Raw genomic sequence first — 21109 nt, 5'->3', positions numbered from 1 at the left:
TCGTCGTTGCGGTCGGCTCCCAGTCCCACAGCCACTCGAAAAAAGGACACAACAAATGACCTCACGAAACTTGTCCAACGCCCTCGTCATTCCAGATTCGTTGCTCGCGAAAGAGGCTACAGACGTCCTGCGCGAGCATTCCACTGATCTGCTGTTCAATCATTCGATTCGCGTCTACCTGTTCGCCGCCGAGCAGGGGCGTCAGAGGAAACTGCGCTTCGACCCTGAGCTCCTTTACGTTGCCGCCGCGTTTCACGATCTCGGCCTGATCAAGAAGTTCTCGAGCCCTGACGAACGCTTCGAGGTCGATGGCGCGAACGCCGCCCGACAGTTTCTTGGCACCCACAACATCGCCGAAGATCAGGTGCAGGCCGTCTGGGAGGCAATCGCGCTGCACACCACGCCCGGCATTCCGAAACATATGCGCCCCGAAATAGCGCTCCTCAATTCCGGTGTTCTTCTTGACGTAATCGGTGTGGGGTTCGATCAGTTTCCCGCGGAGCTGCGCGAGGAAATCGTCGCCAGGTATCCCCGCATCAATTTCAAGGAAGGCTTTATCCAGGAGTATTTCGCCGGCTTTGCACACAAGCCTGAAACGACGTATGGCACCGTCAACGCCGCCCTCTGCGAACGTTTCATGCCAGGATTCGAGAGTCCCAATGCTTGTGACTTGATCGCTGCTTCTCCCTTTCCGGATTCCACGTCACAAGGCTCAGGATCATGACGGAGACGTATCCTGTGCTGGGCCCGATTGCGGCCGCATCGACTCACTGGCGTCTCTCATCTGGCTGCTCCTCGGTGCAACTCAGCGGCAAGCAGCAGACCAGCCAAACGTGATGGCCCGGCGGTGGCTTCATACCAGAAGCGTTATCATGACCATCAGCGCAGGCCCGCGTCTTGGTTTCAAGTGGTTTGCGTGAACTCGTGAGAAGAGGAGATGCGATAATGTCGATCAGCGGATTTGCCTATCGGATTGGTGTGCTCTCAAACCCTCGGGGTATGACGGCAAAAGCAGCAAGGAGGGCGATGCAAACAGCCTTCGTCCCGCTGATAACAGCAGCGATCGCTCTGGGAGCTTCGCCTGCCATCGCGCAGGAGCAGGAGCAGGTGAAAGTAGCCTTCGAGCACGCACTGCCAAATGTCGAAGGAAAGAGGATAGTCGCCGTGAAGGTGACCTATCCTCCCGGAGGCAAATCGCTGGCTCATCACCATGCAGCCTCGGCATTTATCTACGCCTATGTACTGTCCGGCGCCATCCGCAGCCAGGTCGGCAACGAGCCCGCGAAGGTTTATCATCAAGGTGAAGGCTTTTACGAAATGCCGGGCTCACATCACAGCATCAGCGAGAACGCGAGCGCGAAGGAGCCCGCCAGCTTACTGGCAATCTTCGTTGCCGATTCCAAGGACGAGCCGTTGACGTCCCCAGACAGGGCGTCGGGATCACGATGATGGCGCGACGGATCCGCCTGTCGCCGTGACGATCTGTTTCATGGGCCGCTTGGTTGGGGGGCAATCGGCCGAGAAAATCCCTCAACCGAGATGCACCGTGTACGTTCCGTTGCTTCCCAGATCGGGCTAGGCCTTTGCAGGCGCCAGACTATCTGCATAATGAGGCAGCCAGACTGAGAGGTAGTAAGACGTGCCGGTACAAGCTGTCGCGATTGTTGTTTATGAGGGGGTCCAAGCTCTGGACGTGGCTGGTCCGCTGGATGTGTTCAGCGAGGCCAACACGTTTCTCGGCAGCACTGACCGCTATGAAACAGTGTTGGTTGCCGCTCACCGCAATCCGCTGCGCGCGTCGAACGGAATACGGCTGATGGCGGACCTGACCTTCGAGGGGGCGGTGGGCGGCTTCGATATCATTCTGGTGGCCGGCGCTCCGACGCCGCCGGAAGCGGAGCCCGAACCGTGCCTGCTTGAGTGGGCCAAGGAGCTGCCGTGGCGCTCAAGCCTTTATGGATCGATCTGCACCGGGGCTTTTGTGCTCGGCTATGCCGGGCTCCTGGACGATCGGCGAGTCACAACCCACTGGCAGGATGCAGATGCGCTGGCGGCCAGGTTTCCAAAGGCGAAAGTCGAACCCGACTTGATCTATGTACGCGACGGACGGCTGATCACCGCCGCCGGTGTGACTGCGGGGATAGATCTGGGCCTGGCGCTCGTCGGGCAGCGGCATGGTGCGGAAACGGCGCTCAAGGTCGCCAAGCGACTGGTTGTGGTTGCCCAGCGCCAGGGCGGACAGTCGCAGTTTAGTCCCTATCTCACCGCGCCCGCCGATCCGGAATCGCCAATCGCACGGATTCAGGACCATGTCATGGCCAACATCGGGGAGCGCCACACGCTGGAGTCGCTTGCCGGCATCGTCGGCATGAGCCCCCGAAATCTGGCCCGTCATTTCGCGCAGGCGACCGGGACGACACCACACGAGTTCATCGAGCGCGCCCGCGTTGATGCGGCGCGCATGATGCTGGAAGGAAGCGACCGGCCGCTGAAGGCCGTCGCCTTCGATTGCGGCTTCGGGTCCGCGGACCGGATGCGCATGGTGTTCAGCACGCGCCTCGGCGTCACCCCTGTCCAATATCGCGCCAGCTTTCGGCGGGCGGAATCTGAGTAGATCGGTAGCTCCGACGGCAACCGGTGTCTTCGGCAAGGTTGAACGGTTCGAGGGGGCCTTTTGTCAGCAAACGACGTACGGCTGTCTTGATCCATAGCCTCCTGCGTGTTGTCCAGAGCAGGGCTCGATTGCCTAATAGCGACCAGCAGCCAACCCACTCTTCCGAAGGAGATCGCTCCATGTCTGAGATCATCGCCGGCATCCGCATGCCCGACAGTGCAATCGCGCGCGCCGCCACGCAACTCGTGCGCGATACCGAGGACGACCTGCTCTACAACCACAGCCGCCGGGTCTTCCTGTGGGGTGCGCTGACCGGCGAGCGCCGCGGGCTGAAGTACGACCCGGAGCTGCTTTACCTTGGCGCGATGTTCCACGATATGGGTCTCACCGAGACATATTCGAGCGCCGACCTGCGCTTCGAGGTCGACGGTGCCAATGCCGCACGCGAGTTCATGAAAAGCTACGGCGTGCCGGAACGCGATATCGAGGACGTCTGGACCGCAATCGCGCTCCACACCACGCCCGGTATCCCCGAGCATATGCGCCCCATCATCGCGCTGGTGACCGCCGGCGTGGAGATGGACGTGCTCGGCATCGCCTATCGCGACTTCACGCACGAGCAACGCGACCATGTCTGTGTCCATCATCCACGCGAGACGAACTTCAAGGAGAACATCATAGATCACTTCGCCAACGGCATTATCAGGAAGCCGCTGACGACCTTCGGAAATGTGAAGGCCGATGTTCTGGCGCTGAAGGATGTGAACTATGTCCGCCAGAACTTTTGCTCGATCATCCTCGGCTCAGCTTGGCCGAACTGAACCCTTTCGCGGCCGCGTCGGAGGTGAGGCCTGCCATCTTGTCGAACACCAGTCGTCGAAGCCGTTAGCCGGCGCGAGAGGCAGCCGCGAAGAAACACTGTCTTTCTCACGGCCCCTTAATTCCGATCCCGCTTCCGACCATTGTAGCCGCAACGTTGGGAAGAGGAATGGACGGGACGGAATTCGCGAGTTTGAAGACGCTGGCTCCGTGAAGAAGCGCCGGTCAGCGCGAGACGGCCCCACCGAGGCCGACGGCCTAGCGTAGATCTACGAAGCCCGACTCACTGGAGCGACCTGGACGCCGCCGGCCGAAACGACCGTCAGGGCCGACAGGGCGTCGCCTACGGCGATCGAGGTCGAGGAGATCCAGGGACGTAGGCGCCGATGACAGGCCCGGTCCCGTCATAGCCGATGACGTGCGGCAGCCTTCCTGGTCCAATAAACTCGCAAAAAAAGACACCAGGATTTCGCGCTTCGACGAACATTTCCAGATCGCGGCTGCAGCTGCATATGCCGCACTAGGGATCTGCGAAAACCGCATTTGTTGATCCTCTTCCGGGGCTGTATAAGTTGGTAGCTTCTTCCTCCTTTAAGAAGAGGCCACCATGAACGCATTGCACACATGGCTTTCGCAACAGCACCACGGGTTGCAGACTTTCCGCGAATTTCAGCAAAGGCTCTATGATGCCTGCAAGGACGAGCCCGACCAACAGGGCCTGTGCCGTCTGCTGAATACCGTCGTTGACAACTATGTGGAGGCCTTCGACGAAGAGCCCTTGCCGGTCGCCGTCGCTGACCATGCCTATCAGCGTCTGCTCGATCTGGTGGCTGACATAGATTTCGGTGCAAGCGCCGAGCAGCGCCTCGCCATTATCAACAGTGTGGCAGCCAGCGATTTGCTGCACTAAAGCGGGATGTAGCGAGCGCTCCAAGAGGTCCAGAGTCCTGTTGTGGCCCTTTCCGGGATCGGCGCTCAAGGCTCCCTCCGATCCTGCGGATCAGGACAGCCAGACGTCGTTTCCTGATGAAGACGCCTTACGCCGAACGAGACCACTGGAAGTCGGTCGCGATGCGCTTTCCCTGGCCATTGGCCGGTCGGCAGTCACGGGGTACTCAAAATTCCGCAGTTTCCCCCGCAGCGCTCTGCTCGGTGAAATGTCCCTGCCTTAAGAGGTCAAGGTGAGGATCGACCGGTTTCACCGGTTAAGCCAAACCAGGCAAACGGGAGCGCGACGCCACAGAGAGCTGCCATCGGGAAGAAGGCCGCTCCTGCGTATCGGGCATAAAGAACACCCGATAGCGATACCAGTGCAGCAGTAACGAGGCCTGACCAAACGCATAAAGGGCTTGGGCCGTTGCCGCCATCCGTGCAGGGACAAGTGTCCTCATCATGCGCATGCAGGCGAGATGAAGCAGTGCGAAGCTCAAGCCATGCAAGGGCTGTATCATGGAGAGAAGCAAGACGGAGGTCGTCACGCCCGCAATCGACCAGCGTACGATTCCGGCCAGAGCAGCCAAGGCGGCCGCGCCGTTCACGCCAAGTCGGTCAATCAACGCTGGACCAACGAGAAAGAATACGAAAACTTCCGCAGCCACCGCTTCCGACCACAGGAAGCTAATGGCCGTAGTGCCTATTCCAGCGTCACTCCACCGGATCACAGCGAATGCATCGTGCATCGCGTGACTGCCATAGACCAAGGCTGAAACGAAGATCAGGACCCGAAACCGCGGGATCGTCAGGAATCCGTGCACCTCACCCAAGGCAAGCGATGGCCCGATGTGCAGCGTAGCCTGGGGCGGCACAGGGGGCACCAACGCTGTGGCGCACGTCGCCGTGATGAGCAGGCCGGCGTTCATCCAGATGACAGGGGTGAGGTCAGCAGGGCCGATGAGTTGTCCAACGAGCAGCGTGCCCAAAACGAAGGCCGCCGAGCCCGAACCTCGTATCCAGCCGTACTCAAAGGGCTTTCCGCCCATCTGAGGCTTTGCTGCATTCACCGACAACGCATCAGCAATCGAGGTCGTCGGAGCAAGTGCCGCAGCCTGAGCCACAGCCAGTGGAAGCAACAACCAGTACCCGTCTGCCCAGTTCAATGCGACAGCCGCGGCAGCCGCCAACGCGGCACAGCTTGCGAGCACAAGGCGCAACGAACCGAAGATGTCAGCGAGCCTTCCAACACACGGGCCAGAAACAAGGCGCACAAGCATTGCGGCGGCCAGGATCGCGCCAATCTGCTGAGGCGTTAGAGCTCTCGTCTCGAAGAGTTTTGGCCAGAATGGCGATGCCGCGCCGAATGCAGCGTACAAGGCGCCGTATAGAGGAATATAGGCGATTGGTTCGGCGATGCGCACAGTCAAAAAGCCTTGGAAATGAGGGCCGACGCCTTCACCAAGGACTCCCGCCAGATTGCAAATCCACACGACCGTAGCAAACCTGATGTTCCGCCTTATTCCCGTTACAAATCGAACGTTTTCGAGTACGGTTTCGAGTGAGCGGCATCGCGGCAGGATCGGTCAGCCCGGCTCCAAGCCGCGCTTCCTCAGAGATAGCGTTGCGAGTGGCATAGTAACAAAAACCGCAAGCGCCTTTTGTTCGCCTACACCTTTTGTCTAGGTTTGACCTCGTTATCCGTCACCTCGACTTGGTGCGCCTCGGCCAACTGCTGCCTGATTTCGGCTTCGGCGCGGGTGAGGCGCGCTACGCGCCGCACGCCGTCCCAAATCTCTATTGAGGGGTGAGCTTCGAGGAATATTTCGGCTCGGCGCGTTGCGTCGTCATCGCAGCCAGACTCGATCTCATAAGCAGCGAGCGCCACACCGGATAAATCTGTTGCATGTACGACGTAGCGCATGGCGAATACCATCGGTGGGCCCACCGGATCCGGCGGGAGCCAGCTAACGTAATTCTGACTCCGCGCAGGGATAAATAGTTCCTGCGGATTAGGGACGGCTTCCGGACCGGCGGCGCGCAGTCTCTCCCAGAGAAATAGTCGCGCGGGGTCAGAGGGGCGCACGCCCAACTAATCCAATGTGCAACACAGCGCAAAATGCCCTGAAACTCTCTTCGCTTCCCTCCGTTGACTCCTTGGCCTTCGCCCTCAGGCTTTGGCTCTTGTATCCTGTTGCGTTGGAGTCTCCGGTGCCTGCGTCCCGGCCCTACTGGAAGGGCTATCTGAAGCTGTCCTTCGTCTCCTGTCCGATCGCACTCTATCCCGCGATCTCGGCGGCCGAGCGCGTCTCCTTCCGTCAGGTCAATCGGCGCACGGGTCATCGCTTCAAACATAAGGTCGTCGATTCCATCACCGGCGAAGCCGTGAACACCGCCAAGAAGGCGCGTGGCTATGAGCTCGGCGAGAACAAGTTCCTGCTAGTCGAGGATCGGGACCTTGCGCGCGCGCGGAGCGATCGCCCCGTTCCGGGAGCCCTGGAGGCTGCTCCGCCTCGCCGTGAAAGCCCGCCAATCGCTCCCGCCGGCGTTCAAGAGGATACGCTTGAGGGGAGCGCTGCGAACCATGATGATGAAGCCGGGGAGCTCGAGGAAGCGGCCCCCATCGCGCGGCCGCAGAACACGCGCACAATCGAAATCCAGCATTTCGTTCCCGTTGGGCAGATCGACGCGAGCTATTTCGAGAAGCCGTACTACATCGTGCCGCGCGAGCAGATCGGTCAAGAAGCCTTCGCGGTGATCCGCGATGCGATGAGTCGGGAAGCCGTTGTCGGCCTTGCCCGCGTGGTGCTGTCCTCGCGCGAGCGGGCGTTTTTGGTCGAGCCAAAGGGGCGCGGCCTTCGCGCTATAGCACTGCGCTTTGCACACGAGCTCCGGAACTCGTCCGAATATTTCACCGAGATTCCAGAGGTGAAGCTGCCTTCCGAGATGATGAAGCTCGCACAGCATATCATCCGGTCGAAGTCGACCGATTTCGATCCGGTCCTGCTGGAGGATCACTACCGCAGCGCGCTCCTGCGGATCCTGCGCAAGAAGCAGACGACGCGCGGCACGCAGCCGACTACCATCCAGCCGTCGCGCGAGAACATTGTCAACCTCATGGATGCGCTCCGGCAAAGCATCGACGCCGAACGTTCGGCAAAGTCCGAACGGCGCGGCGCTGGAAAGCCGGCCGCGGCGAGGCGCGGCGCACGTCATCGCAGAACCATTTAGCCTAGACGCACACCGGTTAGCGCTCACGGCCCCGTGCCATCCTTCGCCGCTCCTAGGGCTTTGGAGGAACTTCCTGACAATCAGAAAGGTTCATCCAGGGGCCGGATAGGAGACAATGAGTTGCTGGTCGAGTCACCGGATAACACCCAGACGATTGTGGACCCGAGAGATGCGGCCGAATCTGCTGGCCTGAGATACGTTTCCGACGAACGGCCCGGCATCCGCCGCAACAAGGCGGGGACGGGATTCACCTATACCCGGCCGGACGGATCGAGGCTAGTCGATCGTGGTGCGCTGAAGAGGATCAAGGCGCTTGCGATCCCGCCCGCGTGGACTGACGTCTGGATCTGCCCGTTTGCGGATGGTCATATCCAAGCAACAGGCCGTGACGCCAAGGGTCGCAAGCAATATCGCTATCACGCGCGTTTCCGCGAGGTTCGCGAAAGCACGAAATACGAGCATGTGGTCGCATTTGCTGATGCGCTACCTTCCATTAGGGAAACGGTGCGCGATCACATGGGACTACGTGGGCTCCCGAGGGAAAAAGTTTTGGCAACCGTCGTGCATCTCCTGGAGACCACATTGATCCGCGTGGGGAATGACGACTACGCCAGACAGAACAATAGCTATGGTCTGACCACACTGAAGAACCGGCACGTCACCGTCAACAGAAACGAAGTGCGCTTCCGCTTTACCGGTAAGAGCGGCAAACAATGGTCACTTCGCGTGCGGGATCGGCGAATCGCCAAAATTATTCGCGCCTGTCAGGAGCTCCCCGGGCAAGAGCTGCTTCAGTACGTCGATGAACAAGGCAACTGCCAGGATGTCACGTCGACCGACGTGAACGAGTACCTCAAGGAAATTACCGGAAAGGAGATCACCGCAAAGGACTTCCGAACCTGGGCAGGGACAGTGCTGGCGGCCATGGCGCTCACGGAGCTTGAAAGCTTCGACAGCGCCGCTCAGGCCAAGCGCAATCTTCGTAGCGCGATCGAAAAAGTCTCCGCGCGTCTTGGCAACACGCCGACGATCTGCAGGAAATGCTACATCCATCCAGAGGTGCTGAACTCCTACATGGATGGCAATCTAGTTCTGGAGCTCAAGTCACAAGCCGAGAGTGAGCTTCGAAGTGCTGTGGGCAATCTCAAGCCCGAGGAGGCGGCCGTGCTCGCGTTGCTGCGAGGCCGGCTCGCCGAGGAGGCGGAGCTGCCGGACCACGCCCGTGCCCAAGGATTTTCAGGCAAACTGCCCGCTCCTTGACTAATAGTTTGCCCGGCTCGCAGCACGGGCGCAATTCTTTCGATTGACCTTGTGATCTTACTAGCGCCTGGACTTTATTTTCGGCTCCTCCGACCGATGCGCCGGCTTCCTATCCGCGGACTAACGACAAGGTTATTGGGGATCGCGTACGGCCGCGGTCGTTTCGGGTGACGGGAACTCTTCGCGCTCCGAGTATTTCTGGTGCCCCCAGGGGCGAACTGCTGCGGTGCCATGCGGGGAAGAATCCATTTGCGAGATGCGGCCCTCGCTTCATCCTTCTGTCTAATGGCGTTCCTCCAGAACATGCGCAAGAATCGTAGTGCAAGGGGGGTGAGGAGTGCCCCTAATGGTTGCGACAGCACATACCGATGGGCCTGCGGAACGGGCTTCCGAAGCGACCCGATGGAGCCAACTGATAATCGGCATCATCTGCATGGTGATGATCGCCAATCTCCAATACGGCTGGACGCTCTTCACAATCCCCATTAGCCAAAAACACGGTTGGACCCTGGCGTCGATCCAGGTGGCGTTCACGCTTTTCGTGCTGTTTGAAACTTGGCTGGTGCCAGCCGAAGGCTATCTCGTCGATCGGTTCGGGCCGCGGATCATGGTGTTTGCAGGCGGGTGTCTAACCGGGCTGGCTTGGGTTCTCAATTCCATCGCAGATTCGCTCGCGATGTTGTACGTCGCCCAAATCATCGGCGGTCTGGGGGCGGGCGCTGTTTATGGCACCTGCATTGGCAACGCACTCAAATGGTTTCCCGACCGCCGCGGCCTCGCGGCCGGACTGACCGCCGCAGGCTTCGGCGTTGGTTCAGCCCTCACGATCATTCCCATTCAGAAGATGATCTCGACTCATGGCTACGAAAATACATTCTTCACCTTCGGTATCGGCCAAGGCATCGTCGTGATGCTGCTGTCGCTGTTGCTGTTCGCACCGCGGCGTGGACAAACCCCAGACGCCTCGACCAGCAGGTTCGTCCAGCTCGGTCGCATTCAATACGAACCGCTGCAGGTACTCAAAGAGCCGACGTTTTGGATCATGTATGTGATGTTTGTGCTGATGGCAGCGGGCGGGTTGATGGCAACCGCACAACTCAAGCCCATCGCCAAGGACTTTCATCTCGACACCGCGCCGGTCTCGTTAATCGGCATCACACTCCCGGCGTTGACGTTTGCGCTGACGATCGATCGCGTTCTCAACGGACTTACTCGACCATTCTTTGGCTGGGTTTCCGATTTCCTTGGCCGCGAGAACACCATGTTCATTGCCTTCCTCCTGGAGGGCATCGGCATATGGGCGCTGTACGTGTACGGGCAGAACCCACTCGGGTTTGTGCTTCTGAGCGGAGTCGTGTTCTTCGCCTGGGGTGAGATTTACAGTCTCTTTCCAACCACCTGCACCGATTGCTTTGGTGTCGAATACGCCACCACGAACGCGGGCTTGCTCTACACGGCGAAAGGAACGGCATCACTGCTGGTGCCGCTCGCCAACGTTTTGGTGGTGGAGACCGGAGGCTGGAAAGCCGCCTTTGTTATTGCCGCGCTCTTCAATATTGTTGCCGCCCTAATGGCCATCTTTATTCTCAAACCGATGCGCCAGAGGTTAGTTACGCGCCCAAGTGGAGAGCAAGCGTGGGCCTCCGAAGCCCAACCCGGGCATCATCCGCGCGCCGCCAGCCAATCTCGTTGACCGGCGAAACTGCATCATCCGCTCCGTGACCCGCAGCGTCGCACGACGGATCGCAGAAGCCGGCGCTTCGGCCCTACGAATGCGCTGCGCTGCGCTGCCTTGCCTCGCCTTGGACGCCATTGGAGAGGGCTTCCCACACTTCCAAGGTAGCGAGGCGGTTGTCGAAGGTGGCAGGCGCCCGGCGAACCTTCGTGTCCACAAAGTATCGCAACGGCCACTTCTCAAACATTCAAGATCGCATCCGGACTGCCGGATCGGTCTGGATTTGTCACCCGAAATAGGAACAATCAGTGAACTTCACCGTTCCTAGCGACAGTGAGCTTCACCGTTCCTAGCGCAAGGCAACACCCATGAGCACCAAGGAAACCGCTGCCAATATTAAGAAGGACCCCGACGATTGGGTGTCGGGGGACGAGCCGATGACTGAGGCCCAAGCATCCTACTTGCAGACCCTGTCAGAACAAGCAGACCAGCCCTTCACGGTCGGGAAGCACCTCACTAAGGCGGAGGCGTCCAAGCTCATTGAAGAAATGCGCAAGAGGGCTGGCGTTGAATAGCAGCAGTAGGAGAAGAGGCGATTTTGTCAAAGGAGGCCGTGATGCCACGCGGAGACAAACGAAGCTACACCGACAAGCAGAAGCGACAGGCCGAGCACATTGAGGAAGGCTACGAAGCTCGAGGCGTTCCCGACAAGGAAGCCGAACGGCGAGCCTGGGCGACCGTAAACAAAGAAACCCATGGTGGCAAAAAGAGCGGGTCCGGCAGAGGCACCGAAGAAGACACTTCACCATCCCGCAAAGGCGGCAGGCTTGGGGGAAAAGCGTCCGCCAGCCGCCCAGCCTCTGAACGTTCCAAGTCAGCCAAGAAAGCGGCTCAAACTCGCAAACGCCGTGCGGCGTGAAGGAGGCATAATGCCGACATGCGAAACCTGCGGCAATGACTATGACAAAGCTTTTCAGGTGACGATGAACGGCCAGGCGCACACGTTCGACAGCTTTGAGTGCGCAATTCATGCCCTGGCCCCGACGTGCAAGCATTGCGGAACGCGCATTGTTGGACACGGCCTTGAAAAGAACGGCACGTATTATTGCTGCGACCACTGCGCCCAGGAAGAAGGCGTGACCGAGCTCCGCGATCGTCTGTAAAACCGGCAAGAGGCTCGGCCGGCGGTACGGTTGACGGGGTTGCGCATGCGCTTCCAGGCACCTTCGTAATTCGTTGGATCGGTTGCCATGACCGAATTTGCACATCTTCGCCACGGCATGGTCGACGTTCAACTCGCACGCCGCGGAATCCGCGATCGACGCGTTCTGAACGTGATGAAGCAGATTCCTCGGGAGCAGTTTGTGGAGCCCGGCTTTGAGGAATTCGCCTATGAGGACGGCGCGCTGCCTATCGCGAATGGGCAGACCATCTCGCAGCCCTACATCGTCGCACTGATGACCGAAGCGGCCGAACTGAAGCCGCCGGACAAAGTGCTAGAAGTCGGAACCGGTTCGGGCTACGCCGCGGCGGTCGCCTCGCGGCTCGCCAAAACTGTCCACACCATCGAACGGCATGAAGATCTGGCCAGGGTCGCCGCTGGACGGCTTGCGGCGCTCGGGTACGACAATTGCATCGTCCATACGGGCGATGGCACCCGCGGCTTGCTCGAAGCGGCGCCATTCGACGCGATCCTGGTCGCCGCCGGCGGTCCCATCGTGCCGGATGCACTCAAGAGGCAATTGTCCATCGGCGGGCGCCTCGTCATTCCGGTCGGTGATTCCGAACAAGAACAGTCACTGCTGCGGATCACGCGCTGGAGCGACACCGAATACGACGAAGAAACTTTCGGAGCCGTCCGCTTCGTGCCCCTGATCGGGGAGCAGGGATGGGCCGAGGACGGCACGCGTTCCGCCAGCAATCACGTCCCCGGACGCACGCATTTCCGCTCGCTGACCGAGATGATCGGCGCCGCCGTCGAACCCTTGCCTTCCTTCTGCGATCCGGACTTCGGTGCCCTGTTCGATCGCTTCGCGCACTCCCGCGTCGTCCTGCTCGGCGAAGCCAGCCACGGCACGTCGGAATTCTATCAGGCCCGAGCCGCGATCACGCGACACCTGATCGAGAAGCACGGCTTCACGACCGTCGCAGTGGAAGCAGGATTGGCCTGATGCCGCCGCGATCGACCGCTACGTTCGCCATCGAGGGTCGCGCGGTCCGGACGAGAAGCCGTTCGAGCGCTTCCCGGCCTGGATGTGGCGTAACACCGATATCGCCGCTTTCGTCGAGTGGATGCGCGAACACAACGACGGCAAGCCGGCAGGCGAGCAGGCCGCATACTTCGGGCTCGACATCTATAACATGCGAAGTTCGATCGCGGCGGTCCTTCTCCTACCTCGACAGCGTAGATCCGGAAGCAGCCGCCGTGGCCCGCGAACGCTGCGGTTGCCTGACCCCTTGGCAGCGCGAACCTTCGACCTACGGCCGTGCCGTCCTGACCAAAGGCTACCGGAAATGCGAGGCGGAGGTCATCCGCCAGTGCCAGGACATCCTGGGAAAGCAACTCGACTACGCCGCGAGCGACCCAGACAGCTTCCTGGACGCGGCGCAGAACGCGCGGCTGGTCGCCTCGGCCGAGCGGTACTATCGGATCATGTACTATGGCGGAGCCGAATCATGGAATCTGCGCGACACCCACATGTTCGAGACGTTGGGCCATATCCTGGACGCGCAAGGGCCCCGATCGAAGGCGGTGGTCTGGGCGCACAATTCCCATATCGGAGAAGCCCGCTTCACCGAGATGGGAGCGGTCCGCGAGGAGCTCAACATTGGTCAGCTTTGTCGAGAGAAGTTCGCTGACGCAGCGTGCCTGATCGGATTCGGCACCCATACCGGAACCGTCGCCGCCGCGTCGGACTGGGACGGCGAGATGGAAGTGATGCAGGTTCGACCCTCTCGGCCGGACAGTTACGAACGGCAATTTCACGACGCCGGTGTGGCGCGCGGCCTGCTCGAATTCCGCCGACGGCCTCCCCGACACCTACCCATTCGGCCTTTGACGGCTGCCGGCGCAGCCGGGTTTCCCCGAGGGCACTTCGGTTCGCTTGATGGCGGCGTTGGCGCTGCTGATAGCTGTCGACTTTCTCGAAGCCGGGGCGAACGAACTGCGCGCGGCGGTGTGTCGAAAGGATACTTGCGCGGTCGGTATGACGCACAGCGCGGCCGTAAGAAGTGACTGCGATTGACGTCACCTACTATGCGCCCCTAATCCCGGTGGACGACGGTCTCGCCCCCGGCGAGAAGCCGGGCTGCCACGTGGCATTAGCGCGACGTGTAGTCGCCGAAACCGAGGATCGGGCGCCACTCATGACTCGGCGGCGGTAGGGTCCACGTGAAGCCAATCGGCGAAGGTTCGCCAGCCGGCACATCAAGCATCGCTTAAGCACTGGTTGAAGGCGGGACGCCGTGAGGCACTTCCGGTCCCTGCTTTAGGAACGGATGCGATGTCGCGTCCGTTGAACGCGAAACAGCAAACTCCAGGAGGTCGACATGGCCATGGAAGATCGGGAGACGGTCAGTCTCATTGGAAGCGACAAGGTCGAAGGCACGAACGTGTACGGGCCCGACGGGCAGAAAATCGGCTACATCGAGCGCGTTATGATCGACAAGGTCAGCGGCAAGGTGTCCTACGCGGTGCTCAGCTTCGGCGGCCTGTTCGGCATCGGGGACGATCATTATCCGCTGCCGTGGCAAACGCTGAAGTACGACACCAACCTCGGCGGATACGTCACCGGCGTCACCCAGGATCAGCTCCGCGGCGCCCCAAAATACGCCGACGAGAGCAGTTGGAGTTGGGACGCGCAAACCAGGCGCTCGCTCGATGACTACTATGGGGTGCCGGTCGCCTAACGAAGGCGATCGGACACCGCCGTGCGCAGGACGAAAGCCGTCGCGTCACCGCGATCGGTTTGCGAGGCACCATGACAGCGGTTTTCGCGCGGCGCCGGCGAGAGCACGGACCTGCCGAGTTATCGGTTGGAAGGGTCCTGATCGCGCTTGTCGCCGGCCTTCTGCTGGTCTGCGCCGCCTCGCGCAGCGCCGCGGAAAGCTGAGGGGCGAGGCCGATGCGGATCGCCCAGATCGCCCCGTTGGCCGAAAGCGTTCCCCCGAAACTTTACGGCGGCACGGAAAGGGTCGTGGCCTGGCTGGTTGACGAGCTGGTCGAACTTGGCCATGAGGTGACCTTGTTCGCGAGCGGTGATTCGAGGACGCGCGGAGAGCTGCATGCGGTGTGGCCGCGCGCCCTGCGCCTCGGGCGCCCGCGCGTCGACCCGAACACAGCCTGCACCCTTTTGATCGAAGCGGTCTCGCTTCGCGCCCGCGACTTCGACGTCATTCATGCGCACGTCGACTGGCTGCACCTGCCGGCGCTCAGCCGCTGCGGGATCCCGTTCCTCACCACCCTGCACGGGCGCCTCGATCTGCCTGGCATCGGCGAGGTGGTTCGGCAATTTCGGGAGGCGTGCTTCGTCTCGATTTCCGACAACCAGCGCGCTCCGCTCGAGGACGCGAACTGGTGCGGGACGGTGCAGCACGGCTTGCCGGCTGGCCTATTTCGGCCGTCCTACGCTCCGGGGTCGTACCTCGCCTTCCTCGGACGGCTCACGCCGGACAAGGGGCCCGAGGACGCCATCCGGATCGCCCGGGCGGCTGGCATGCCGCTGCGGATTGCCGCGAAGGTGCCGCGCGGCGAAACCGGCTACTTCAAGAAGCATATCCAGCCGGCGATCGACGGGACCCGGGTCGAGCTCGTCGGCGAGGTGGACGAACGCGGCAAGCAGCCGTTTCTGTCGGGCGCTGCGGCCCTGCTGTTTCCGATCAAGTGGCCGGAGCCGTTCGGCCTGGTGATGATCGAGGCGATGGCATGCGGGACGCCCGTGATCGCCTATCGCGCCGGATCGGTGCCGGAGGTCGTCGACGACGGCGTGACCGGGTTCATTGTCAAGAACGAAGCGGAGGCGGTACGCGCGGTGAAGGAGCTGGCACGGATCGACCGGCGCAAAGTCCGGGCGCGGTTCGAAGAGCGCTTCACTTCGGACCGGATGGCACGGACCTACGAGACCCACTATCGGAGGCTTCTCGCCGCGGCGAGGCCTGCCCGTCTCTCGGTCGCCTCCGAACCCCTCGGCACGCCCGCGTCTCCGCTCCCCTGAGCGGCGCTGTTCAGGGGGCTACGGTTCGATAGAAGGAGGGATTGCATGCGCCATCAGCAAAGCGAGCGGCACCCGCGGCGGTTGTTCGCGTCCATCGCAAACAAGGCCTCGCAGGCGGCCGGCCGGCATCGGCCTTTGTCCTGGCCTGCGCGGTAGTTGTGATCTGGGCAATCACTGGACCTCTCTTCCACTTCTCGGACACTTGGCAGCTCGTCATCAACACAGGCACGACCATCGTGACCTTTCTGATGGTCTTCCTGATCCAGAACTCACAGAACCGGGACAGCGCAGCGATCCAGGTCAAGCTGGATGAGCTCATCCGAACCGGGAGCGCCCAGAATTCGTTCGTCGGCATCGAGCATCTCTCCGCCGACGAATTGGAGGAGCTGCGCGCCCGCTGCGAGGAGCGCGCCAAGGCGGTCGCGGCAGCGAGAAGAGGCTCAGGCAGGCGCCGCCCAACCAGATCCCAGGACGATGTCGACGGCTAGTGATCCAGCGAAAAGAAGAACGGCCTCGCCGCCAATGGCAGGAACGCGCGAGGCAACGCGGCGTTCGAGTTCAAGGTAGCCGCAACCCGCGCTTCCGAATTCCTTCAGAGGAGGATTCACCATGAGGTCCATTGCGAGCGCGCTGGTCTTTGCTCTGGCGCTTTCCGCCCCCGTCGCACTTGCCCAGACCACGAAGCCGGACGTCTCCGGCGCTCCGAGCGCGCAGAACTCAGGGGCCGGCATCGCCGGCCAGCCTGGCAACAAGAATGGTCCAGCCGCCAAGCCGGGAGAGACCGTCGGCGCAGGCTCGAGCTCGAACCAGCAGAATCCGACGGTCCAGCAGCAGGACACCTCCAACATCAAAGGTCTGCCGGGAAACAAGAGCGGTCCGCCGGCCAAGGAGCCCGAGCGGAAGTGATGCGGATTTCGGCGGTTGATGCTGAGGCACCTCCCTAGTTCGGCGGCATCCCCTTTTCGCCGCCCAGATCCCCTACCATCCGGACGACCTCGTCGGGATGGTAGGGCTTGTTCAGGATGCGGCTGCCCGGCACGGGCCGAGGTGCAGCGGGCGAGTAGCCCGTGGCGTAGATCACCGGCAGTTCCGGATCGCTTTCGCGGCAGCGCTCCGCGATCTGCCAGCCGTCGATGTTTCCGGGCAGCGTGACGTCGGTGACCAACACGTCCGCGACGTGGCGCTTGCACCAGTCCAGCGCCTCTTCCCCGGTGCTCGCGTGGATGACGTGGTAGCCCGCATCGCGTAGCGCCTCGACAACGAATTCACGGATAAGAGGGTCGTCCTCGACGAGAAGTACGCTCACTGGCGGCTCACTTGGATCGCGTTCGCAACGCATATCGAACGGCCCAATTGCGTCGTCGTTCCTGGCGTGGAGCGGGCCTGGGGGTTCAAGCGGTCTCGGCGCAACGCGAGGGGATTTGGCAATGCCGTTCGTGTGCTGGCCGTAGAACATGATGCTCCGATCTGCAGCTTCATCGAGGGCGTCCCTTCGCCGCGCGAGCGGCCGCTACGGCCATCCAGTCCCGCAGCAGCCCTCTGTCCTCTTTCGAAAAGGACGCGCGTCGCTTGAGATCGTCCAGGGTCTCGCCCGGATGGCATCGCGCGTAATCCTCGCGGATCAGGGACTCGAGATAGGTCGGGTCCGCCTCGCTGCCGGGGTCGAGATGCTGGGGCCAGTCGGTCCTCATGGTTTCCCTCCGGCGCACGAGCTGGAGGACGCCTCGATGCAGCACACAACGGGAAGAGCAATCGTTGGTTCGGGCGCAGATCCTGCCCTGGGCCACCTCGACGGCGTCGAGGCCTATCGGAAGGACCCGAGACGGGAACCTCCGCCAGCTCAAGCCGTTCGCAGCCATGGGGCTCGCCGGGAAGGAGTCATGGCGATGATCGAAAGCGATACGCTTATTGGAGAAATGTCGCCGCTGCGGCGCCTGGCCCATGGCCGCGAATTTGCACCGGACGTCCTCTGCGCAGCCGGACATTCCGCAGCGGCAGCGAAAAAGCCGGCCAGGCCGCAGCGGAAGTCTGCGTAATCTTCGAGATACCAGGGCATTGGAACGAATAGGTTCGCGAAGCGTCGAATCCATGCCCCCGGCCCCTCAAAAGCCTCGCCGAGGGAAAACCTACCCCCTAGGTTGGCGGTCCGAATGCGCAACATAGCGCAAGGACCGTTTGCGCCCGAAGGAGGGAGCAATGAGCAATCGGACATCGGACCGGAGGACGCCGACCGCCGCCGAACGGGAAGCGCGAAAGGCGTTTCGCGACACGAGCGCGAAGGCGCCGGTATCCGAGCATGAACGCGACCAACAGGCATTCCATGCAAACCGGGAGCGCCTGAAGCCGGAGCGGATCGCTCGAGAGGCTGCGGCACAACAGAAGCCAAAGACCTGAGGTCGAATGCGCGCGCTGTGGTTTCCGGTCGCCGCTCCGGACCATCGCTCTCGGAGCCGGCGCGCAAGAGCTGACGCTGGCAGGCCAACAGGCTCGGATTGCGCTTGCCAGGGTGAGACGGAGGTAGGCACACTGTGCGCCGCAACCGAACGGTATCTGCACACGGCTTGGATCTCATGAATAGGCTGTACCCGCTGGTTCTGGAGCACAGGCTTCCGGGCCCGGTCCGGTACGGCATCTCCGCGGGCATCATGGTGGCGTGTGCCGTGCTGCAGATGGCGCTCCAGATGCAGACGGGGGTGCCTGGATATTTCCTGCTGCTGCCCGGCGTGTTTCTCTCGGGTCTGATCTTCGATCGCGGCGCCGGAATCTTCGCGGCGATCATTGCGGTCGGCGTCGGCGCCTACATCAGCTCCGCCGGCGGATTCGGCCTCAATTTCCTCGCGACGAATTCGCTCTTCGCGATCACGGCGGCCGGGACGGCGATCGTCGCCGAATTTCAGCGCGCCGAGCTCCGGCGGGTCATGCTGGCGGACAAGACCAAGGCGGTGCTGCTGCAGGAGATGGCGCACCGGACCAAGAACAACCTTGCGATCCTTAGCGGGATGATCCGGCTGGAGGCGAGACATGGCGGACCGCAGGTCGCGCCGGCGCTGGAGGCGACCGCCCGCCGGCTGCAGGTGATGGCCGAAGTGTACGATCATCTCTCGCTCAAGGAGGACTCGCGCTCGGTGAACATGCGCTACTTCCTCACCGAGGTGGTCGAGAAGGTCTTCCAGTCCTTGGCTCCGTCCGGTCCGGTCGCCTTCAAGGTGCTCTGCGACGACATCGACCTGCCGAACAGCCATGCGCTCGCGATCGGCATGATCGCGAACGAACTCGTCACGAACGCGCTGAAGTATGCCTTTCCCGGCGACAGGCCGGGAAACGTCGTCGTCTCTTTGTCGAAGGGTGATGGCATCGAACTATCGGCGTCCGACAACGGCATCGGTCTTCAAGCCAGCACCGACCCGGGTGGTTTGGGATCGCGCATCGTCCAGCTCCTCGCCCAACAGCTCGACGGGGAAATCGCGTACGAACGGTTGGACCCGGGCCTGCGCGTCCGGGTGAGGGCGCATCCGCGTTAGCGGGACGTGGCTCTGTCCTCGGATGCACGGAGCCGCTCGAGCAGAGAGGTCAGGGCCGGCGGAAGTTCGCTCTCGACGGCCATCCACGGGCGCAGCCGCTCGCCGATTTCGGCCACGATGGCGCGGCTCTGCTTGGCATCGATTTGGACTGTGTTCCGCATCGGATTGGCTGGGCTCCTCGATGTTGCCAACACTCCGAACACCGGATTGGTTGCGGCCTCCGGCCAAAGTTCACTTTTGAACATTTCCCCGGAACGAATCGCTAAGGTTATACTTTTCCTCGGGGCTGGAATCCGAAAAGCGCCTGTTGGGAAAGCAAGACGTGGCGGGACGAGAGTACCTGAACCGGCAGGCGGTCACCCTTCTCAAGTTCGCGCAGACGACCACCGATCCGGTGGTCGCCGCCGGGTTGGTCGAGAAGGCTGCCGATCTCAAGGAGCAAGCGGAGGAGCACCGGGAGGACGGCGGGGGCGCCGCGACGGCTAGTCCTGGCGCCGTGGCCCGCGAATAGAGCCATGAAGTGAAAGAGCCCGTCCGCATTCTGGTGGCCGAGGACGAATTTGCGATCCAGGGCTTGGTGGGGGACGCCCTGTCGGACGGAGGTTTCGAAACGGAAATCGCCGGATCCGGCGAGGGGCTTTCCCCCACTTCGGCGATGGTCGCGCCGGAATTCCGGGCTCTGCTCACCGACATCGGCACCGACCTGAACGGCTAGGCGCTCGCTCGAAGGATCAGGGAGATCGATCCCGACTTTCCGGTGGTCTACATGAGGGGGCCACGCCGAGGCCTGGAAATCGCAGGGCGTCCCGAACGGCATCCTGATCGAGAAGCCGTTCGCGCCGGCGCAGCTGGTCTCCCCGCCGTCTCGCAGCTTCTGACCGTAGGGACGGGGGCCCGTCTAAGGGTCGCTTCTAACCCTAAGCGGGCATTTTCGATAGGATGGAACTAGACTAGGGCGCGCAGGAGCCTAACCAATTAAATCCTTCACAAAGCACTGCGGCTATTTGACGGCCCCGCCGGTGATGCCGGCGATGAAGCGGTCGAGGAAGAGGTTATAGGCAATTGCCACCGGGATGGCGGCGATCAAGGCGCCGGCCATGATCTCACCCCAGAAAAACACATCGCCGCGGATCAGATCGGTCGACACGCCCAGCGTGATCGGCTTTTGGTCGGACGACGAGATGAAGGTCAGCGCGTAGACGAACTCCTGCAAGGTCAGGGTGAACGTAAAGATCATCACCGTCAGGATTGCGGGCACCGACAGCGGGATCGCCATCTTGATGAAGGCGCCGAATAGGCTGCAGCCGTCGACGATTGCGGCTTCCTCGATCTCGACCGGCAGCGCCTTGAAGAATCCCATCAGCAGCCAGGAGCAGAACGGGATCGTAAAGGTCGGGTAGACCAGCACAAGCGACCACATCGAGTTTTGCAGACCGAGCTCGGCGATGATCCGGGACAGCGGCAGGAACAGCAGGGTCGGCGGTACCAGGTAGGTCAGAAAGATCATGATGCCGAGCGCTTCACCCTTGCGGCTGGTCATGCGGGCCAGGCTGTAACCGGCCGGAATCGCGGTGATCAGCGTGATCGCGGTGACGCAGACGCCGATGACAAGCGAGTTCAACAACCAGCGCGCGAACAGGGTCTCCTCGAACAAGTATTTGACGTGCTCGAGCGTCGGTGGCTCATTGAACCAGAAGGGGATGTTGGTGACCTTGTAAAGGTCACTATTCTGTTTGAACGCCGTGATCACCATCCAATAGAATGGAAACGCGGCCAGGATAACGAAGAATGCGACGCCGAGGAAAAACCCGGCTACGCGGAGCGAGCGAGCAAAAGGCCGCAACAT

Annotated in this window: 25 protein-coding genes and 2 pseudogenes; 21 read left to right on the top strand and 6 right to left on the bottom strand. The window is 61.6% G+C overall.

Features of this window, described 5'->3' with window-relative positions; genetic code table 11:
- The first annotated feature begins 55 nt into the window (after window positions 1-55).
- The 5 genes from K3F49_RS25680 (at window position 56) to K3F49_RS25660 (ending at window position 4343) form a co-directional block, all read left to right on the top strand.
- Window positions 56-724, top strand: a complete 669-nt coding sequence (locus K3F49_RS25680) for an HD domain-containing protein (protein ID WP_234683714.1) — start codon at window positions 56-58, stop codon at window positions 722-724.
- 302 nt (window positions 725-1026) lie between these two features.
- On the top strand, window positions 1027-1449 hold the full coding sequence (locus tag K3F49_RS25675) for a cupin domain-containing protein (protein WP_234683790.1): 423 nt from the start codon (window positions 1027-1029) through the stop codon (window positions 1447-1449).
- A gap of 190 nt (window positions 1450-1639) precedes the next feature.
- Window positions 1640-2614, top strand: coding sequence for a GlxA family transcriptional regulator (locus K3F49_RS25670; protein ID WP_234683713.1), 975 nt, complete (start codon window positions 1640-1642; stop codon window positions 2612-2614).
- A 179-nt stretch (window positions 2615-2793) separates the two neighbouring features.
- On the top strand, window positions 2794-3435 hold the full coding sequence (locus tag K3F49_RS25665) for an HD domain-containing protein (protein ID WP_234683712.1): 642 nt from the start codon (window positions 2794-2796) through the stop codon (window positions 3433-3435).
- A gap of 605 nt (window positions 3436-4040) precedes the next feature.
- A complete protein-coding gene (locus K3F49_RS25660) occupies window positions 4041-4343 on the top strand; it encodes a hypothetical protein (protein WP_234683711.1) in 303 nt (100 codons plus the stop codon).
- A 295-nt stretch (window positions 4344-4638) separates the two neighbouring features.
- Here K3F49_RS25660 and K3F49_RS25655 read toward each other — a convergent pair whose 3' ends face one another.
- Window positions 4639-5787 (bottom strand): MFS transporter, encoded by a 1149-nt coding sequence (locus K3F49_RS25655; RefSeq protein ID WP_234683710.1) that lies wholly within the window; start codon window positions 5785-5787, stop codon window positions 4639-4641.
- Between the two features lie 245 nt (window positions 5788-6032).
- A complete protein-coding gene (locus K3F49_RS25650) occupies window positions 6033-6287 on the bottom strand; it encodes a hypothetical protein (RefSeq protein WP_234683709.1) in 255 nt (84 codons plus the stop codon).
- 287 nt (window positions 6288-6574) lie between these two features.
- Here K3F49_RS25650 and ku point away from each other — a divergent pair, with 287 nt between their 5' ends.
- The 11 genes and pseudogenes from ku (at window position 6575) to K3F49_RS25595 (ending at window position 16648) form a co-directional block, all read left to right on the top strand.
- Window positions 6575-7594, top strand: coding sequence for a non-homologous end joining protein Ku (gene ku / locus K3F49_RS25645; RefSeq protein WP_234683708.1), 1020 nt, complete (start codon window positions 6575-6577; stop codon window positions 7592-7594).
- A gap of 120 nt (window positions 7595-7714) precedes the next feature.
- Entirely contained in the window at window positions 7715-8854 is a 1140-nt protein-coding gene (locus K3F49_RS25640) for a DNA topoisomerase IB (protein WP_452101118.1), read from the top strand.
- Window positions 8855-9200: 346 nt separating this feature from the next.
- Window positions 9201-10547 (top strand): oxalate/formate MFS antiporter, encoded by a 1347-nt coding sequence (oxlT, locus tag K3F49_RS25635; protein ID WP_234683707.1) that lies wholly within the window; start codon window positions 9201-9203, stop codon window positions 10545-10547.
- A gap of 350 nt (window positions 10548-10897) precedes the next feature.
- Window positions 10898-11104 (top strand): DUF3072 domain-containing protein, encoded by a 207-nt coding sequence (locus K3F49_RS25630; protein ID WP_234683706.1) that lies wholly within the window; start codon window positions 10898-10900, stop codon window positions 11102-11104.
- A gap of 41 nt (window positions 11105-11145) precedes the next feature.
- Window positions 11146-11448, top strand: coding sequence for a plasmid stabilization protein (locus K3F49_RS25625; protein WP_234683705.1), 303 nt, complete (start codon window positions 11146-11148; stop codon window positions 11446-11448).
- Between the two features lie 10 nt (window positions 11449-11458).
- The gene (locus tag K3F49_RS25620) at window positions 11459-11692 is read left to right on the top strand and encodes a hypothetical protein (protein ID WP_234683704.1); all 234 of its coding nucleotides are present in this window, start codon (window positions 11459-11461) and stop codon (window positions 11690-11692) included.
- 87 nt (window positions 11693-11779) lie between these two features.
- Window positions 11780-13554, top strand: a pseudogene (locus K3F49_RS25615) (protein-L-isoaspartate(D-aspartate) O-methyltransferase); the annotation flags it as partial.
- Window positions 13555-14078: 524 nt separating this feature from the next.
- Window positions 14079-14438, top strand: a complete 360-nt coding sequence (locus K3F49_RS25610; RefSeq protein WP_234683703.1) for a PRC-barrel domain-containing protein — start codon at window positions 14079-14081, stop codon at window positions 14436-14438.
- A gap of 215 nt (window positions 14439-14653) precedes the next feature.
- Window positions 14654-15742, top strand: a complete 1089-nt coding sequence (locus tag K3F49_RS25605) for a glycosyltransferase family 4 protein (RefSeq protein WP_234683702.1) — start codon at window positions 14654-14656, stop codon at window positions 15740-15742.
- Between the two features lie 45 nt (window positions 15743-15787).
- Window positions 15788-16230, top strand: a pseudogene (locus K3F49_RS25600) (low affinity iron permease family protein).
- Window positions 16231-16351: 121 nt separating this feature from the next.
- Window positions 16352-16648 carry a hypothetical protein gene (locus K3F49_RS25595; RefSeq protein ID WP_234683701.1) on the top strand — a complete coding sequence of 99 codons (297 nt, stop codon included), beginning with the start codon at window positions 16352-16354 and terminating at the stop codon, window positions 16646-16648.
- Window positions 16649-16682: 34 nt separating this feature from the next.
- On the opposite strand, the gene K3F49_RS25590 is transcribed toward K3F49_RS25595, so the two are convergent.
- Window positions 16683-17048: a response regulator gene (locus K3F49_RS25590; RefSeq protein ID WP_234683700.1), complete on the bottom strand. Its 366-nt coding sequence runs from the start codon at window positions 17046-17048 to the stop codon at window positions 16683-16685.
- A 169-nt stretch (window positions 17049-17217) separates the two neighbouring features.
- The gene (locus tag K3F49_RS25585) at window positions 17218-17433 is read right to left on the bottom strand and encodes a hypothetical protein (RefSeq protein ID WP_234683699.1); all 216 of its coding nucleotides are present in this window, start codon (window positions 17431-17433) and stop codon (window positions 17218-17220) included.
- A 189-nt stretch (window positions 17434-17622) separates the two neighbouring features.
- Here K3F49_RS25585 and K3F49_RS25580 point away from each other — a divergent pair, with 189 nt between their 5' ends.
- The 3 genes from K3F49_RS25580 (at window position 17623) to K3F49_RS25570 (ending at window position 19263) form a co-directional block, all read left to right on the top strand.
- Window positions 17623-17778, top strand: a complete 156-nt coding sequence (locus tag K3F49_RS25580) for a hypothetical protein (protein WP_234683698.1) — start codon at window positions 17623-17625, stop codon at window positions 17776-17778.
- 160 nt (window positions 17779-17938) lie between these two features.
- Complete coding sequence (locus tag K3F49_RS25575; RefSeq protein ID WP_234683697.1) at window positions 17939-18136, top strand: hypothetical protein; 198 nt, start codon at window positions 17939-17941, stop codon at window positions 18134-18136.
- 176 nt (window positions 18137-18312) lie between these two features.
- On the top strand, window positions 18313-19263 hold the full coding sequence (locus tag K3F49_RS25570) for a sensor histidine kinase (RefSeq protein ID WP_234683696.1): 951 nt from the start codon (window positions 18313-18315) through the stop codon (window positions 19261-19263).
- Here K3F49_RS25570 and K3F49_RS25565 read toward each other — a convergent pair.
- On the bottom strand, window positions 19260-19424 hold the full coding sequence (locus K3F49_RS25565; RefSeq protein ID WP_234683695.1) for a hypothetical protein: 165 nt from the start codon (window positions 19422-19424) through the stop codon (window positions 19260-19262). The two genes, K3F49_RS25570 and K3F49_RS25565, sit on opposite strands and share 4 nt — an antisense overlap.
- Window positions 19425-19585: 161 nt before the next feature.
- Between K3F49_RS25565 and K3F49_RS25560 the strand changes: the two genes are divergently transcribed.
- Window positions 19586-19774, top strand: a complete 189-nt coding sequence (locus K3F49_RS25560; RefSeq protein WP_234683694.1) for a hypothetical protein — start codon at window positions 19586-19588, stop codon at window positions 19772-19774.
- A 9-nt stretch (window positions 19775-19783) separates the two neighbouring features.
- On the top strand, window positions 19784-19978 hold the full coding sequence (locus K3F49_RS39465; RefSeq protein WP_346657348.1) for a response regulator: 195 nt from the start codon (window positions 19784-19786) through the stop codon (window positions 19976-19978).
- 285 nt (window positions 19979-20263) lie between these two features.
- Here the strand turns inward: K3F49_RS39465 and K3F49_RS25550 are convergent, their stop codons facing one another.
- Complete coding sequence (locus K3F49_RS25550) at window positions 20264-21109, bottom strand: carbohydrate ABC transporter permease (protein ID WP_234683693.1); 846 nt, start codon at window positions 21107-21109, stop codon at window positions 20264-20266.

This window comes from Bradyrhizobium monzae, assembly GCF_021458635.1.
Classification (GTDB): Bacteria; Pseudomonadota; Alphaproteobacteria; order Rhizobiales; family Xanthobacteraceae; genus Bradyrhizobium.
The sequence above is the reverse complement of the archived record's forward strand: the minus strand, read 5'-3'. Positions and strand labels throughout refer to the sequence as shown.

Excerpts from the sequence above, each read along its gene's own strand:
- K3F49_RS25680 (WP_234683714.1), top strand. The coding sequence starts at position 56 with ATGACCTCACGAAACTTGTCCAACGCCCTCGTCATTCCAGATTCGTTG.
- K3F49_RS25675 (WP_234683790.1), top strand. The coding sequence starts at position 1,027 with ATGCAAACAGCCTTCGTCCCGCTGATAACAGCAGCGATCGCTCTGGGA.
- K3F49_RS25665 (WP_234683712.1), top strand. The coding sequence starts at position 2,794 with ATGTCTGAGATCATCGCCGGCATCCGCATGCCCGACAGTGCAATCGCG.
- K3F49_RS25660 (WP_234683711.1), top strand. The coding sequence starts at position 4,041 with ATGAACGCATTGCACACATGGCTTTCGCAACAGCACCACGGGTTGCAG.
- K3F49_RS25650 (WP_234683709.1), bottom strand. The coding sequence starts at position 6,287 with ATGCGCTACGTCGTACATGCAACAGATTTATCCGGTGTGGCGCTCGCT.
- oxlT (WP_234683707.1), top strand. The coding sequence starts at position 9,201 with ATGGTTGCGACAGCACATACCGATGGGCCTGCGGAACGGGCTTCCGAA.
- K3F49_RS25630 (WP_234683706.1), top strand. The coding sequence starts at position 10,898 with ATGAGCACCAAGGAAACCGCTGCCAATATTAAGAAGGACCCCGACGAT.
- K3F49_RS25625 (WP_234683705.1), top strand. The coding sequence starts at position 11,146 with ATGCCACGCGGAGACAAACGAAGCTACACCGACAAGCAGAAGCGACAG.
- K3F49_RS25620 (WP_234683704.1), top strand. The coding sequence starts at position 11,459 with ATGCCGACATGCGAAACCTGCGGCAATGACTATGACAAAGCTTTTCAG.
- K3F49_RS25610 (WP_234683703.1), top strand. The coding sequence starts at position 14,079 with ATGGCCATGGAAGATCGGGAGACGGTCAGTCTCATTGGAAGCGACAAG.
- K3F49_RS25605 (WP_234683702.1), top strand. The coding sequence starts at position 14,654 with ATGCGGATCGCCCAGATCGCCCCGTTGGCCGAAAGCGTTCCCCCGAAA.
- K3F49_RS25595 (WP_234683701.1), top strand. The coding sequence starts at position 16,352 with ATGAGGTCCATTGCGAGCGCGCTGGTCTTTGCTCTGGCGCTTTCCGCC.
- K3F49_RS25585 (WP_234683699.1), bottom strand. The coding sequence starts at position 17,433 with ATGAGGACCGACTGGCCCCAGCATCTCGACCCCGGCAGCGAGGCGGAC.
- K3F49_RS25580 (WP_234683698.1), top strand. The coding sequence starts at position 17,623 with ATGGCGATGATCGAAAGCGATACGCTTATTGGAGAAATGTCGCCGCTG.
- K3F49_RS25575 (WP_234683697.1), top strand. The coding sequence starts at position 17,939 with ATGAGCAATCGGACATCGGACCGGAGGACGCCGACCGCCGCCGAACGG.
- K3F49_RS25570 (WP_234683696.1), top strand. The coding sequence starts at position 18,313 with ATGAATAGGCTGTACCCGCTGGTTCTGGAGCACAGGCTTCCGGGCCCG.
- K3F49_RS25565 (WP_234683695.1), bottom strand. The coding sequence starts at position 19,424 with ATGCGGAACACAGTCCAAATCGATGCCAAGCAGAGCCGCGCCATCGTG.
- K3F49_RS25550 (WP_234683693.1), bottom strand. The coding sequence starts at position 21,109 with ATGTTGCGGCCTTTTGCTCGCTCGCTCCGCGTAGCCGGGTTTTTCCTC.